Consider the following 16,531-nt stretch of genomic DNA (forward strand, 5'->3'; position numbering starts at 1 on the left):
GCCGACGGTTGCTACGATGTGTTCTTCTGTCACCACCGCTTCATGCGGCTCGACTTGAATACCCTGACGCAAGCCTGATGAGATTCCAAGGTGTTTCCTATGTCTCCGCACACCTGTTTCCCATGTCTCCGGTCTATACACGTCGCCAAAGAAAAGTACCCAAAAGAAAGGCGACCCGATGGTCTGGGTCCCCTGCGCTGCGCTACGGGGCAACCTCCGGTGCTCGCCGAAAACGGGGTCGAGCTCGAACTCGCCTTCGGCTCAGACAATCGCTCGCCCTGATCCGTTTTCGGCTGCGCTCCTCGGCTCAGCCCGACGGGTTGGTGAGAGTAAATACCGGAAACCGGATACCAAGTCGGGCTCCGGCGAGGACGCGCAAAGCGCGTCCTCGCCTCCCCGAATCCCATTTCTTCCCCAAAGCCCGTTTGGCCGGGCCGAGCAGCGCAGATGGAGGCGGTGTCAAGGGCGGCAGTTGTTTGAGCCGAAGGCGAGTTCTGCCGACCCCCGCCGGAATCGAGCAGCGCAGGTTGCCCGCAGCGAAGCGAAGGGACCCGGACAGTCGGGTCGCCTTTCTTTTCCTTAGGTTTCTTTGGCGAGACAAAGAAAAGTAAGTCGCCTGCCGGGGCGAGACCCGGCCAGTAGGCACACTCCAGCAGTGCGGGTGATCCAAATGGATCCCGGATCAAGCCCGGGATGACAGAGTTACGAGGTTTGCCAGCAGGTCCTCATCCGGGCCCACAGCCGCAGTCCCGGCAAAGACTAGACTTCCGCCGCCCGCTTGTAAGCCTGCGCAGCAGCAACCGCATCCTCCCGCTGCTCTGCCAGAAGAGCCAGCGCCCGCCACGCATTACGGTGCAGCGAAGCGTCCTGCAAGGCCATGACGGCCTGGGACAGCAACTGCTGGGCTTTGCCCCAGAGCTGGCGCTTCAGACAGGCCATGCCGGCCAGATACTGCACATTCGCATCACGCGGCCGCTGCTGCTGCGCGATTTCGATACGCGCCAGCCAGGCCGCATCAATCGAGTCCAGCCCCTGCTCCAGCACCTGGATGAGTTTGATGCGCTGGCTGTCGGTGGCTTCAGAGCGCGGCTGCATCACCGGCTCCCACACCTGGAGCAGCCAGCTGCGCGCCAGATGGGCATCACCGTGCAAGGCCATCAGGCGCGAGGCCGCGTGAATCACCAGCTCGGGCATGGCACGCTCTGAGGCGTCCAGCGACTGCCAGACGGCCTGCAACTGAGTCGGGTCATGTGCGCCGCCCAGCAGTTCCAGCGCCAGACCGCGCACAATACTTTGCGCCGCAGCTGGCGAGAAGGCCCGGTGTTTGGCCAGCAGGCGCGCGGTGTCCAGCGCCGGCGCGGTTTGCCGTGCCAGCCGTGTGGCGCGCAGCTTGGTGCGCAGCGCCAGCGTGCGGCGTGCTGCGCCCTGCGGCAACTGGTTGAGAAGTTCCAGTGCGACAGCCGGGTCGCGGTCTTCAATCGCCCAGCGGGCCGCGCGCAGTTGCACGCCTTCACGGGTTTCCTGGGCGCTGCGGTGGTTGCTGTTTTCAAGGGCCTGGCGCAAATGCTCTTCACGCAGCCCCTTGTTTTGCAGTGCCTGCGCGCTTTCGGCGGCCAGCAGATGGGCCAGCAGGCGCAACTGGTTGGCACGTGCGGCGCTATAGCCACCCATGTCGCTGGAGGTCTGCGCCAGCTGGCTCAGGCTTTTCTCCTGAATGATGGCGTTCTGCGCCAGTTTGGCAGCGCGGATAAAACGCCCGGCCATCAGGTGCGACAGCGCATCCATGAAAGCGGCATACATGGCCCTTTCGCGTTGCTGGGCACGCCAGCGCCTGGCCTCACCGGGCAGCGAAAACGCAGCCGACGCGGCACGCAGCGCCACGTAAAGCAGGGTAAACAGCCCGGCCAGCAACAACACCAGCAGGTTGAAGGAGATATCGACGCGGTGCGGTGGCCAGAAAAGGGTCACCACCGCCTGGTTGTTGCCGGCGACCAGCGCCACCGCCACTGCGATGCCAAACAGGGCCAGAAGCCAGAGTGCGCTGCGCATGGCCCGTACTCCTAACGGCCGGCAGCCGCGGTCGCCAGCGCGGCCAGGGTTTCGTCCAGGCGCGGCAGTTCGCTGGACTTCATTTGGCTTTGCACCTGCAGCAGCAGCTGCGCCGAGGCCTGGGTTCTGCGCGCCGTCGTGTCGAAGTATTTGGCCAGCATGGCGCTGGCGCTGGCCAGGTCTGTACGGGCGCTGGCGGTCTGCCGCGACAGCAGGCCCAGCCGCGCATTGAGCAGTTTGAGCTTGAGGTTTTCACGCAGGAAAAACGCCTGCTCGGGCGCCAGCAGTGCGGCCTCAGGCTGATCGATGCGGCTCACCCGCAACAGGCCGCGCGCTTCCTCGCGCATGGCCTGCAAGATGCCCTGCCACCAGGCCCGCACCCGGGCGTTGTCAAACCAGTCCATGGGTACCGCCGCTGAAGCCGCGCGGGCGGGAGCAGGCGCCGCGGCCACAGGACGGGTCGCAGGGCCGGACGGCATGGCGTTGGCCAGCGGCAGCTCGTCCACGCCGCGCGTCAACTCATCGAGTTTGAGCAGCAAGCCGGGCACATCGGTCACGGTGGTCGCCTTGATACGCTCGACATCACGCGCAATCGCCCGCTGTAGCGGATTGAGGCGCGGCTGCGCGGCGCGCAACAAGCGTTGATCGGCCGAGCGCAGCGCAGCGAGCAAGGGCTCGGCACTGCCGGTCAGCTGGGCTTGCTGCTGGGCCAGGCGCAGCGCGGACTCCAGATCCACCACCAGATTTTCATCACGCGAGCGCGACAGGCTCTGCATCAGCTCTTCCAGCTGGGTGCGCTGCAGGCTGGCCTCGCTGAGCCGGTTTTCCAGCAGCGCCAGGCGCGCCGTGATGTCGCGTGTGGCCTCTTGGGCCTGCCTTGCCAGAGTGCGGGCTTCGATGGACTGCGCGGTCGAGTCGGTGCTGCGCCTGGCCAGCTCTTCCTGCATGTTGCCCAGTTTTTGCCACAACAGGGCACTGAGTACCAGCCCGGCTGCAGCCAGCAGGCCCACACCCAGCAACCATCGACGCCCCGTCGCCGGCCCGGCCGAAAGCACACTGACCGGCAACCCCGTAGTGGGCGCGGACAAAGACGGGGGATGGGATTCGCTGTCGCTCATGGTTGTAGCGATTCTATCGACGCCACGATGTCCCCGACGGCCGGACGTGACTGCACAACAACACCCCAACCGGCCTTACGCGCTGCCTCGGCAATGCGCGGATGTGTGGCCACGGCGCGGGAGCGGGACCAATCGTGCGGCGGCAGGTTGCCCACGGCCTCAGAACTGCTGAACAGCCAGACCGACCCATCGCCGGCTGCGGCCTCGATGCGCTGCAACTGCTGCGCTGAAAATGGCGGCGCACGCCGCTCATACACAGCGGCAAAATCGACCTGCGCGCCAGCCGCCTCCAGTTGCCGGGCCAGCCAGTCACGCCCGTTTACACCCGAGTTGGCACTTTGCCCGCGCAGCACCAAAACACGCTGCCCCTGCCACGGCCGGTGGGCCAGCAGCGCCCACAAGGCTTCCGAGTCGAACTGCCCGGCGTCGTCCGCCGGCGCGTCAATCAGGGCCGCAGGAATGCCCGCAAGGCGCAAGGCTGCCACGGTGCCGGGCCCGGGTGCAAGAAACCGCGGCGCGCCGGACGCTATCAAATCAGTAGCTGCTTGCGCACGTTGCACAAGGGCTACAGCCTGATTTGATGCAAAAAATCCGTCCACCGCATTGCCACTGACAAACATCAGCGCCGTGTAGGCATCCATCTGTGCCCAGCTCTGCCGCAGCGCTGGCGCATCGGGCAACAGGGTGATGGTGATCAGCGGTAACGCTTCGGCCTGTAGCCCGCTGCTCTGCAGGGCCTGCACCCAGCGCGCGGCATCGCGCGCGGGCCGGGTGACGATGACGGGCACGCTGCTCAAGGCACCGGCGTGTTGGCGGCCCAGACCGCGCCGCCAGCACGCAGCGCGGCGGCCACACGCTCGCCCAGTGCCTCGGCCTCTGCAAAGGTCAACACGGCGGCACGGTGGTTGGCGCGCACCAGCGGCTGGGCCGATCCCTGGCCGTCGGACCCGGGCTCACCCCAGGCCGCCTCAAGGTGCATACCGGCCGCATCGCCAGTCGCGCGCACAAAAGCTGCCAGCGGCATCGAGCAGCTGCCACCCATCGCCCGCGAGACCGTGCGCTCTGCCGTCACTGCCAGCCAGGTCGGCTGGTGGGCCAGCGTGGCCAGTGCGGCCAGCAGATCGCTGCGGTCGGCGCGCACTTCAATACCCAGGGCGCCCTGCCCGGCAGCCGGCAGCATCTGCTCTGGCTCGAAGGCGCAGCGAATGCGTGTCTCCAGGCCCAGGCGTTTCAGACCCGCAGCGGCCAGCACAATGGCCTGGTACTGGCCTTCGTCGAGCTTGCGCAGGCGGGTATCGAGGTTGCCGCGCAGCGGCACAATCTTCAGATCGGGCCGCAAGCTTTTGAGCAGCACCAGCCGGCGCAGGCTGGAGGTACCGACCACCGCACCGGGCGGCAGCTCGTCCAGCGACGAAAAATGGTTGGACACCAGCGCGTCACGGGGGTCCTCGCGCTCAAGCACACAGGCCAGCGCAAAGCCTTCGGGCAGGTCCATGGGCACGTCCTTGAGCGAATGCACCGCCAGATCGGCGCGCCCCTCGCTTAGCGCCACTTCAAGCTCTTTGACAAACAGGCCCTTGCCGCCCACCTTGCTGAGCGAGCGATCGAGGATCTGGTCGCCCAGCGTGGTCATGCCGAGCAACTCGACCTGCCAGCCAAGTCGCGCCTGCAGCAGGTCCTTGACATGTTCGGCCTGCCACATGGCGAGACGGCTTTCGCGCGTGGCAATCACGACTTTGGGGGAGCTTGGAGACACTGCGGACACCCGTAACCTGTTTGTAATCCTTTGGGGGGAGTGAATGCTAGCATGCGAGGTTCATAACAAGAGGGCAGAGATGGTCACTTCCGCGCGAACCAAAAAGGTTACTGAGCCGGTCAAAGAAGGCGTCAGCGGCAGACCGTCGAGCCGGGCCAGAGACAACGAACGGCCCCTGGTGGAAGACATCCGCCTGCTGGGCCGCATCCTCGGCGACGTGATCCGCGAACAGGAAGGAGTGGCCGCCTATGAGCTGATCGAGCAGGTGCGCAAGCTGTCGGTGGCTTTTCGCCGCGATGCCGACCACGAGGCCGACAAGGCGCTGAAAAAGCTGCTCAAAGGGCTGTCGGGCGACCAGACGGTCAGCGTGATCCGCGCCTTCACCTACTTCAGCCACCTGGCCAATCTGGCCGAGGACCGGCACCACATCCGGCGCCGCGCCATCCACGAGCGCGCTGGCGACACCCAGGAAGGCAGCATCGAAGTGGCACTGGCACGCCTGCGCTGGGCCGGCATCGCGCCCAAAACCATCGCGCAGACGCTGGCCCAGAGCTTTGTCTCGCCGGTACTGACCGCGCACCCGACCGAGGTGCAGCGCAAAAGCATTCTGGACGCCGAACGCGATATCGCCCAGTTGCTGACGGCGCGCGACGAGATCAAGTCCCACGGCCAGGCCATGAACGCCGCCAAAGATGCCTTGACGCCGCGCGAGCTGGCTGCCAACGAAGCGCAGCTGCGCGCGCGTGTCATGCAGTTGTGGCAAACCCGGCTGCTGCGTTTTACCAAGCTCACGGTGGCCGACGAGATTGAAAACGCGCTCAGTTATTACGAGTCAACCTTTCTGCGCGAGATACCCAAGCTCTACGCCAACCTGGAACGCGAACTCGGCAACCAGCGGGTGCACAGCTTTTTGCGCATGGGCCAATGGATAGGCGGCGACCGCGACGGCAACCCGAACGTCAGCGCCGACACGCTCAACTACGCCCTGGGCCGGCAGGCTGAAGTGGCGCTGCGCCACTACCTGACCGAGGTGCACTACCTGGGCGGCGAGTTGTCCCTGTCGGCCATGCTGGTGGACTTCACACCCGAGATGCGTGCGCTGGCCGAAAGCTCGCCCGACACCAACGAACACCGCAAGGACGAGCCCTATCGCCGCGCGCTGACCGGGGTCTATGCGCGACTGGCCGCCACGCTGAAAGACCTGACTGGCGGCGACGCCGCGCGCCATGCCGTTGCGCCGCAAAACGCCTACCTGCTGGCCGAAGACTTCCTGGCCGACTTGCGCGTCATCGAGGCCTCGCTGCGCGCCAACCACGGCAGCGCCCTGATCGCTCAGCGCCTGCACCCGCTGATCCGCGCGGTGGAGGTGTTCGGCTTTCACCTGGCCACGGTCGATCTGCGTCAGAGCTCTGACAAACATGAAGAGGTCGTGGCCGAGCTGCTGGCGGTCGCACGGGTTGAAGCGAAATACGCCGCCCTGGACGAGACGACCAAACGCGAGCTGCTGCTCAAGCTGCTCAACGATGCCAGGCCGCTGCGTGTGATCGGCACCCGCTACTCGGCACTCGCCACTGGCGAGCTGGCCATCTTTGAAGCGGCGCGCACGGCGCGCGCAAGGTTTGGCAAAGAGGCGATTCGCCACTACATCATCAGCCACACTGAAACCGTCAGTGATCTGCTCGAGGTACTGCTGCTGCAAAAGGAAGTCGGCCTGATGCACGGCACGCTGGACAGCCAGGCCACGAACGACCTGATCGTGGTGCCGCTGTTTGAAACCATTGAAGACCTGCGCAACGCCGCGCCCATCATGCGCGAGTTTTACGCGCTGCCCGGCATCGCCAGACTGGTGCAGCGCAGCGGCGCCGAGCAGGACATCATGCTGGGCTACTCCGACAGCAACAAGGACGGCGGCATTTTCACCAGCAACTGGGAGCTGTACCGCGCCGAGATTGCGCTGGTCGAGCTGTTTGACCAGCTCGCCAACTCGCACAACATCCAGCTGCGCATGTTCCATGGCCGCGGCGGCACGGTCGGTCGCGGCGGCGGCCCGAGTTACCAGGCCATCCTGGCGCAACCGCCCGGCACGGTACGCGGGCAGATCCGCCTGACCGAGCAGGGCGAGGTCATTGGCTCCAAATACGCCAACCCCGAGATCGGCCGGCGCAATCTGGAGACCCTGGTCGCCGCCACCCTGGAGGCCACTTTGCTGCAGCCCACCAAACCGGCCACCAAGGCCTTTTTGCAAGCTGCCGACCAGCTGTCGCAGGCCAGCATGGCGGCCTACCGCGCGCTGGTGTATGAAACCCCCGGTTTCACCGAGTATTTTTTCAGCGCCACACCGATCCGCGAGATCGCCGAGCTCAACATCGGCTCGCGCCCCGCTTCACGCAAGGCCACGCAAAAGATCGAGGACTTGCGCGCCATCCCCTGGGGCTTCAGCTGGGGCCAGTGCCGCTTGACCCTGCCGGGCTGGTATGGCTTTGGCACCGCCATAGCGCAGTTTCTTGATCAGGGCGGTACCCCGGCCAGCCGCAAGGAGGCGCTCGCCATGTTGCAAAAGATGTACAAACAGTGGCCGTTTTTCAGGACGCTGCTGAGCAACATGGATATGGTGCTGGCCAAAAGCGATCTGGCACTCGCTTCACGTTATGCCGAGCTGGTGGCCGATGCGCGCTTGCGCAAGAAGATATTCAGCGCGATTGAGCAGGAGTGGCACCGCACGGCAGACGCGCTGAGCCTGATCACGGGGGACAGGCAGCGCCTGGCCAACAACGCCGCCCTGCAGCGCTCCATCCGCCACCGTTTTCCCTACATTGACCCGCTGCACCACCTGCAGGTCGAGCTGGTACGCCGCTACCGCGAGGGCAAGGCCGATGACCGTGTGCAGCGCGGTATCCACATCTCCATCAATGGCATTGCTGCGGGGCTGCGTAACACGGGTTAACCCCGTCAGACGCCTGCAAGCGGGCTTGTAGGCCTTGTCCTAGATCAACTCCAGCCCGTTCTGATGCCATTCGGCCAAGCCGCGGCGTAGTATCAATTGAAGATACACAACACGCTGACAGGCACCGGAACAACAGGGGCTTGACAGATTTTGCGGGAGTGCACACATCATGCCGACATTTAACATCCGGTCCAACACGCGATCGACTGGATCTGACTTTTTACCCACTGATTTTGTATCCACCGACGCAGCAGATCTGGCGTGCCACATGAGCCACTGTGCGGGGTCGCACAGCCCATTCTTTGCGCTGCATGCGGCGCTTCAGTCCGTCCACTCTGTGGTGAGCCCCCGTCTTGTCACTGTGGCGCTTATTGCAGTCAGCGTATCCGTTGGCCTTGGCCTGCTTGCGGCGCTCTGAGGTGTGGCTGCAGCCGTCATTCAACGGCTGGCCAGCTTAAGTCCGCACGCGCGCAAGCTGCTGCTCGGTGCCCGTGCCGAGGTCGCGCCGCCCATACGTGCCGAGCTTTTTGGTGCCCAGCGTTTTGAGCAGCATGGCCGAAGCCTGGCCCGCGCGCAACCGGTGCTCAGCGCCGACAGCCCGGCCCGGGGACCGGCTTTTTTTCCGCGGGTACAGGAAAACATCGCGGCCTTGCGCCAGGCCTACGACTACATCGCCGTCACCTCACGCAGCGGCCATTACGTCACACCCGCGGCCGAATGGTTGCTGGACAACTTTCACCTGATTGAGGCACAACTTCAGCAGATTCAGGAAGGCGTTCCGCACCGATACTATGCCGACTTGCCAAAGCTGGCGGACAAGCCGCTGGAAGGTTTGCCGCGTGTCTATGGCATAGCCTGGGCCTATGTCGCGCATTCCGACAGCGTCCTGGACCCGGTGCTGTTCACCGCGTTTTTGCGGGCCTATCAGGAGGTCAGCGAGCTTTCGCTGGGTGAGCTCTGGGCCCTGCCCACCACGCTAAGGGTGGTTCTGCTGGAAAACCTGCGCCGCATGGCCGACCGCATTGCATGGAACAAGGTGTCGCGCGAAGTGGCCCACGCCGCATGGGACGCCGCCGATGACCTGACCCTGCAGGACCTGGAGGAACTGCACCAGTTGATGCAGGCCCGGGGCCTGGAACGCAGCTACCTGACCCAGCTGTGGCAACGCATGTCGGTCGAGCAGGTAGGCCCGGTGACGTGCGTGGCGCAGTGGGCCGGGCAGCATTGCAGCGAAGCGCTGGCTCTGGTCGGTGAGGGGCAGACCGCGCAGGTGGAAGCCAATTTGACCGTCGGCAACATCATCACCACACTGCGGCTGATCGGCCAGGTCGAGTGGACCGAGCTGATCGAGCCGGTGAGCCAGTCACTGCAGGTGCTGCGGCGATTGCCCAGCTTTTCGCACGAGAGCGAAATGACGCGCCAACAGATCACGCGCGCGATGGAGCGGCTGGCGCAGCAAAGTGGTCAGTCCGAGCGCGCGATTGCCCAGGCCGTGCTGGCGGCGGCGCTACAGCCGGACCAGGCGCCGGTCGCGCAAACCGCCGGCTACTACCTGATCGGCCCGGGCCGACCGCTGCTGGAGGCAAACCTTCAGCCCGCCGGCACGCGCCGGCAGCATTCTTCTGCCACCATCACCACGCCGCGCGCCTGGCGGCTGCCCCTGTATGCGGCGGTCTGGGCGCTGGGCACAAGCGCAGCGCTGTATGGCGCCCTGCACCTGCTGGCGCCTTTGGATTGGCGCGCGGTGCTTGCGGCGGTGTTGATGGCCTGGCCACTTTCTGAGGCTGTGGCCGCGCTGATCCACCGCGTGGTTGCCGAATCGACGCGTATCCAGCCCCTGGCCCGCCTGGACTTCAGCGCGGGCATTCCGGCAGAACACCGCGTGCTGGTGGTAATTCCCTGCATGCTCAGCTCGCAAGCGTCCAACAGCGAGCTGGCACACCGCCTTGGCCTGCACTGGCTCGCCAACCGCGAAACCCATGCGCAGTTTGCGCTGCTCAGCGACTGGCTGGATGCCGACAGCGCCTGCCTCGCAGGGGACCAGCCCCTTCTGGACGATGCGCTGGAGAAAGTACGCGCACTCAACCGCTTCTACCCAGCAGCACCGGGTGCGCCGGTCCGTTTCCTGTTGCTGCACCGCCCCCGCACCTGGTCGGCCACCGAAAAACGCTGGATCGGCTGGGAGCGCAAGCGCGGCAAACTTGAAATGTTGTTGCGCCAGCTGGCCGAGGGCACAGCCCCGGCATTTGCAGAGGTGGACCCTGCCATGCAACTGGCCCAGGGCACCCGTTATGTGCTGACACTCGACAGTGACACCGGGCTGCCACCGGGCTCGCTGCGTGAACTTGTGTCGATCGCGGCGCACCCTCTGAACACACCGCAGATCGACAGCACCAGACGGCGTGTGACAGGCGGTTATGGTATCTTGCAGCCGCGTGTGGTCACCCCCCTGTCGGCGCAGCATGAGCGCTCGCCCTTTCACGCCATGTTTGCCGGCCAGTGTGGCCTGGACCCTTACAGCAGCGGCGTGTCGGACCTGTACCAGGACCTGTTCGGCATGGGCAGTTTCACCGGCAAGGGACTGATTCATGTCAACGCCGTACACGCCGTGCTGGACAAGCGCCTGCCCGATGGCGCGGTACTCAGCCACGATCTGCTCGAAGGCAGCATCGCTCGCTGCGCCTATGTCGGCGATGTGGTGTTGATGGAAGAGCACCCGCACCATGCAGGCGTAGCTGCCGCGCGTGTGCACCGCTGGACACGCGGCGACTGGCAGTTGCTGCCGCTGATGCTGCGTGCGCGGCATTTTGGCATTGACGGCTTGGGTCTGTGGCGCATGGCAGACAACCTGCGGCGCTCCCTGATTGCGCCGGCCAGCGTACTGCTGCTGGCATGGGTGATCGCCACCGACGCTGTGCCGCTGACGACTGCGCTGACAGCGGTTCTGGCGGGTCTGCTGACCGGGCCACTGATGGGTGCGTTGGCGGGACTGGTGCCCACACGGCGGGGCATCGCCTGGCTGCATTTTTTTGACGGGGGCCTACGTGAGGTGGGGCGCAGCATTGCCGCCAGCGCCTGGCAACTGAGCCAGCTCGCCGCCCAGGCCTGGATGCTGGCTGACGCCGTGGCGCGTGCCCTCTGGCGCCTGGTCGTGAGCCGCAAAAAACTGCTTGAATGGGCCACTGCCGCCTCGGTACAAGCCTCGGCCCGGTACAGCCTGGGCGCATTTGTCCGTGGCCACGCGGCTTTGTCGTTACTGGCCCTGGCCCTGGCACTGGCCGCGCTCTGGAGCCCCTACCCCCTGGCCGGTCCGGCGCTGTTCCTGTTATGGGCCCTGGCGCCACTGGCAGCCTGGTGGGCCAGCATGCCGTCCGCCGCCCCGTCCGCCCGGGCGCTGGATGACAATGATCGCGCTTACCTGTACGAGCTGGCGCGCCAGACCTGGCAATTTTTTGAGCGTTGTGTCGGGCCGGAAGACAACCACCTGCCGCCCGACAACCTGCAGATGGAGCCGGAGCCGACCATCGCCCACCGCACGTCTCCGACCAACATCGGCATGTACCTGCTGGCAGCGGCGTGCGCGCGCGCGTTCGGCTGGATTTCTGTCGACGGTCTGATCCATAGGCTGCAGGCCACCCTGGACACGGTGGAGCGCCTGCCCAAACACCAGGGTCATCTGCTCAACTGGTACGACACCCGCTCTTTGGCCGTACTCGCGCCAGCCTATGTGTCCACCGTGGACAGCGGCAACCTGGCCGGTCACCTGCTGGCCACGGCCCAGGCCTGCAAAGAGCTCTCGACAGCCAGCCCTCTCATTGTTGTCACGCCCGAACAAGCCGACGCGTTGGCAGCCATCGCCAGTCGTTGTGAACAACTGTGTATGGCCATGGATTTCAGCTTCCTGTACAGCAGCAAGCGCCACTTGTTTCACATCGGCCTGCGTGTGCATGAGCAGGCTCTGGATGCCAGCTACTACGACCTGCTGTCGTCCGAAGCCAGGCTGACCAGTTATCTGGCGATTGCCAAAGGCGACGTGCCGCGCCGCCACTGGCAAGCCCTGGGCCGCAACTTTCTGAGCGTGGGCGTCACGCCAGGCCTCAAATCCTGGTCGGGGTCCATGTTCGAGTACCTGATGCCCTCCCTGGTAATGACTGAACCCGAGCACGGCTTGCTGCATGTGGCAGGCCTGGCGGCGATGATGGAGCAGCAGGCCTATGGCCGCACCCAGCAACTGGCTTGGGGTATTTCCGAGTCGGCCTATTTTGGGCAAGACCACACCCTGGCCTACCAATATTCACCATTTGGCGTGCCGCGCCTTGCCCTGCGCCGCACCCCGCCCGGGGACCGCGTGGTGGCGCCCTATGCCAGCGTACTGGCAAGCATGCTCATGCCACACGAGGCCATTGCCAATCTGCGCCAGCTCGAACTGACCGGGGCGCGCGGTGAATACGGGTTTGTCGATGCGGTCGATTTCACGGCATCCCGGCAACCCGCCGAGCAGGCCCTGAGTGTGGTCAACACTTTCATGGCGCACCACCAGGGCATGTCGCTGGTGGCCCTGTGCAATGTGCTTTGCAACGAGGCGCCGCGGCGCTGGTTTTCATCGGCACCGCTGATCCAGGCGCACGACTCCCTGCTGCATGAAAAAACCCCGCGCCAGATCATCAAAAGCGCCGATCCGCGCACCCTGCCCGAACCCGAAGACAGCGCCGACGCCGTGGTTTACCACGCGCGCGATGTCGATCCCACCGCCCCTGGCTGGCAGCCCACGCAACTGCTGTCCAACGGCAACTACAGCGTGGCAATAGGGGCCAACGGCGCCGGTGTCAGCCGCTGGCGTGGCCGCAACGTCAGCCGCTGGCGCGACGACTTGCTGCGCGACGCCCACGGCAGCTTTATCTATTTGCGCGACGCCAGCCCGGGCAGCAGCGCACACTCGCTGACAGCACACCCGGCGCCGCACCCCGACTGGACTTACCAGGCCACCTTTCTGGCCGACCGGGTGCAGTTCGAGGCCCGCTCGACCGCGCTGGAATCCGCCATCACCGTACTGGTCAGCCCGGAAGACGACACCGAGCTGCGCACCCTCAGCCTGCAAAACCTGACCACCAGCGAAATCACGCTGGACGTGGTCTCGTGTTTTGAGGCAGTGCTGACCGATACACGCGCCGACGAAGCACACCCCGCTTTCTCCAACCTGTTTGTGCAGACCGAGTGGCACGCGCAATGGCGTGCCCTGCTGCTGTCGCGCAAACCGCGCCTGCAGGGCGACCCGGCCATGGCAGTAGCGCACTTTCTGGCTGACGCACAGGCCAATGTGCGGGCCATCGACTTTATTGCAGACCGCCGCTCTTTTCTGGGCCGCAACCGGCTGGCCAGCCAGCCCTCTTTGCAACAGGCAGCTGTACAGGACGACGGCGCCGCGCCCAACGGCCTGGACCCGGTGGCCGGCCTGCGTGTGCGTGTGTGTATTGCGGCTGGGGGTGTGGCGCGGCTGTGTTTTGCCACGGCCGCCGCCGAGACCACAGCCGAGCTGATTGCCCGCATCGACAAATACCTGCAACCCATGCATGTGGAGCGCGCCACACGCATGGCAGCCACCCTGGCCCAGGTGCGCCTGCGCGACCTGGATGTGGCACCAGAACGCAATGCCGCCCTGCAGGACCTGACCACGGCACTGATGTACACCGCCACACGCCCGCAGACCGAACGCACCCTATTGGACCAACGCCAGCTCTGGCGCTTCGGTCTGTCGGGCGACAAACCGATTGTGCTGGTGCGTATTCACTCCAGCAACGGCATGGCGCTTGTGCATGCACTGCTGCGCGCGCAACCCCTGTGGAGTTTTGGCGGTCTGGCGGTGGATGTGGTGATTCTCAACAGCGAGGTCAACTCCTACCTGATGCCCTTGCAACAAGGCATTCTGGCCCTGCGTGAGCGCACCCGCCAGCAGGTGCAAACCAGCTTTCCGCACAACGAAGCCGGCGGCTTCTTCCTGCTGCGCGAGCACGAAATCGCCGCTTCAGAAAAAGCCGTGCTGGCCGGGCTGGCGCGTTTTATCTTCATCGCGGACGGCCGGCCGCTGGAGCAACAGCTGACCACTTTGCAGGGCGCCAGCGGTCTGCGCCGCCGCGTTGTACCCGCTACACCCACCCCTGACAAAACCGTGTTGGCCCACGCCACCGCCCCACCACTGACCGCCGGGCAACAGCCCCTGGGCCGCTTTGACGCCACCACCGGCGAGTTTCGCTTTGAGGCCAACAGCCGTCAGCGCCCGCCGCGGCCCTGGGTCAACGTCATTTCCAATGAAACCTTCGGTTTTCAGGTGTCGGAGGCCGGCGCCGGCTACACCTGGGCCGTCAACAGCCGCATGCACCAGCTCACGCCCTGGTCCAACGACCCGGTGCAGGACCCGTCCTTTGAGCACTACCTGCTGCAAGACCTGGACACGCAAAAACTGCTGGCCCTGAGCCCATCGACAGAAAGCGCGTCGCCGCTGCCCTACAGCGTGCGGCACGGCCAGGGTTACAGCGTGTTTGAATGCCGGCACGGCGAACTGCTGGCAGAAACCACGTTTTTGGCCGACCGCAGCGATGCAGTCAAGATAGTGCGCATCAGCCTGCACAACAGCGGCACTGCCCCGCGCAAACTGCGCGCGCTGGCCATGGTCGAGTGGCAGATGGGCGCGGCGCGCCAGGACCGCCGCACGGTACTGGGCTGGAAGGACAAGGAGCTGCCGGCCGTGTTTGCTCAGCAGCGCGAATGCCGGGCCGGCTTTGGCGGCAGCACCGCCTTTTTGTTGCTCTCGGGCCTGAATGAGTCACTGCAATGGACCTGCGACCGCAGCGAGTTTTTTGACGTGGCGGGTCGCCTGGTGCTGCCCGAAACCCTGGGCCAGCAGGCCGACACCGCTGCCGACCCGTGCGCAGCGCTGTCTGGCGCCTTCACCCTGGCGCCCGGCCAGCGCCTGAGCCTGGCCTTTGTGCTGGGCCATGCCGCCGATGCGGCGCAGGCACGGTTGCTGGCAGCCGACTGGCAAAACCGCGATACCGAACAAGCCCTGCAAGGTGTCAAACAATATTGGTCAGGCCTGCTTGGAAAAATTCAGGTGCACACACCCGACCCGCTGTTTGATGCGCTGGTCAACCGCTGGCTGCTGTACCAGACGCTGAGCTCGCGCCTGTGGTCCAAGGCCGGTTTTTACCAGGCCGGCGGTGCGTTTGGTTTCAGGGACCAGTTGCAGGATGCAATGGCGTTTGCACTGGTCGAGCCGGCCCGTCTGCGCCAGCAAATTGTGGTCAATGCCTCGCGCCAGTTCCCCGAAGGTGACGTGCAGCACTGGTGGCACGCCCCGGGCGGCGAAGGGGTGCGCACCCATTTTTCGGACGACCTGTTGTGGCTGCCCTATGCCTGCGCGCATTATGTGGACATCACGGGCGACGACGCGCTGCTGGAGCAGGAAGTCGCCTTCATTGAAGGCCCGCAGATTGCAGAAGGCGCAGAAGACGCCTACTACGCGCCGCAGATCAGCAGTCAGACCGTCAGCGTGTACGAGCACTGCGCCCGCACGCTGGACCGCAGCCTGGCCACCGGCACACACGGCCTGCCCTTGATGGGCACCGGTGACTGGAACGACGGCATGAACCGCGTGGGCCACGAGGGCAAGGGCGAGTCCGTCTGGCTGGGCTGGTTTTTATGCGCGGTGGTCAGTGCCTTTGCACCCCTGGCCCAGGCTCGCGGTGACCACACCCGCGCCGCCCAATGGCTGGCCGCGCGGCAAGGCTGGGTGGCCGCGCTGCACGACGCCGGCTGGGACGGCGCCTGGTTCCGTCGTGCGTTTTTTGACAACGGCGCACCACTGGGCGCCAGCGCCAACAGCGAATGCCGCATCGACCTGATTGCCCAGGCCTGGGCGGTGCTGTCCGGTGCGTCAACCGAAGCATTCACCCGCCCTGCGATGCAGGCCATGAACGAGCAACTGGTGGACCCGCAAGCCGGCCTGCTGCGACTGCTGACGCCGCCGCTGCAGACATCCGGGAACAACCCCGGCTATATCCAGGCCTACCCACCCGGCGTGCGCGAAAACGGTGGTCAATATTCACACGCCGGTGTCTGGGCCCTGATGGCGCAGGCGCAAACCGGCGACAACGAGGCGGCGTGGGAAAGTTTCATGGCGTTGAGCCCGGCGCACCGCAGCCAGCACCCCACACGCGGCCCGGTTTATGAACTGGAGCCCTATGTGATGGCCGGTGACGTGTACAGCGCACCGCCCTACACCGGGCGCGGCGGCTGGAGCTGGTACACCGGCTCAGCCGCCTGGCTGCACCGCGCCGCACTGGAAACCCTGCTGGGCCTGAAAGTGCGCCACGGGCAGCTGTCGCTGTCGCCACGTGTGCCCGCACATTGGCCAGCATTTGAGGTCACGCTGCGGCTGGACGAGCGTGTGGTGAGGTTGCGCTGGCAGCGCGCAGGCCTGGCGGCAGACGGTGGCACCCCGCCTGACCGCGTGCTGGCACCGGGTGAAGTGGTGCTCCTGGCTGACTTGCCTGACCAGGCGTACCTGCTGGTGCAAGCGGCTTCTTGACGCTGGATTCGCTATTAATTCAGTAGCTGCTTATGTATATCAGGTAAGGGCTGGAAGCACTTTTTATCCCTGAAAATCGC

The 16,531-nt window shown here is 65.3% G+C and carries 6 protein-coding genes; 2 read left to right on the plus strand and 4 right to left on the minus strand.

Annotated features, from left to right (window positions below):
• Nucleotides 1-759 precede the first annotated feature (759 nt).
• The 4 genes from Q8L50_RS00815 to hemC are packed head-to-tail and all read right to left on the minus strand — an operon-like array spanning nt 760 to nt 4,869.
• On the minus strand, nt 760-2,049 hold the full coding sequence (locus Q8L50_RS00815) for a heme biosynthesis HemY N-terminal domain-containing protein (protein WP_305346745.1): 1,290 nt from the start codon (nt 2,047-2,049) through the stop codon (nt 760-762).
• A gap of 11 nt (nt 2,050-2,060) precedes the next feature.
• Complete coding sequence (locus tag Q8L50_RS00820; protein WP_305346746.1) at nt 2,061-3,167, minus strand: uroporphyrinogen-III C-methyltransferase; 1,107 nt, start codon at nt 3,165-3,167, stop codon at nt 2,061-2,063.
• Nucleotides 3,164-3,964 (minus strand): uroporphyrinogen-III synthase, encoded by an 801-nt coding sequence (locus tag Q8L50_RS00825; protein WP_305346747.1) that lies wholly within the window; start codon nt 3,962-3,964, stop codon nt 3,164-3,166. Before Q8L50_RS00825 ends, Q8L50_RS00820 begins: the two co-directional genes overlap by 4 nt.
• Nucleotides 3,961-4,869: a hydroxymethylbilane synthase gene (gene hemC / locus Q8L50_RS00830; RefSeq protein WP_370869708.1), complete on the minus strand. Its 909-nt coding sequence runs from the start codon at nt 4,867-4,869 to the stop codon at nt 3,961-3,963. The genes Q8L50_RS00825 and hemC overlap by 4 nt, the downstream gene beginning before the upstream one ends.
• A 133-nt stretch (nt 4,870-5,002) precedes the next feature.
• On the opposite strand from hemC, the gene ppc reads away from it, so the two are divergent.
• On the plus strand, nt 5,003-7,867 hold the full coding sequence (gene ppc / locus Q8L50_RS00835; RefSeq protein ID WP_305346749.1) for a phosphoenolpyruvate carboxylase: 2,865 nt from the start codon (nt 5,003-5,005) through the stop codon (nt 7,865-7,867).
• A gap of 421 nt (nt 7,868-8,288) precedes the next feature.
• Nucleotides 8,289-16,451 carry a GH36-type glycosyl hydrolase domain-containing protein gene (locus Q8L50_RS00840; protein WP_305346750.1) on the plus strand — a complete coding sequence of 2,721 codons (8,163 nt, stop codon included), beginning with the start codon at nt 8,289-8,291 and terminating at the stop codon, nt 16,449-16,451.
• Nucleotides 16,452-16,531 lie beyond the last annotated feature (80 nt).

It is taken from the genome of Polaromonas sp. (assembly GCF_030680935.1).
GTDB lineage: Bacteria > Pseudomonadota > Gammaproteobacteria > Burkholderiales > Burkholderiaceae_C > Polaromonas.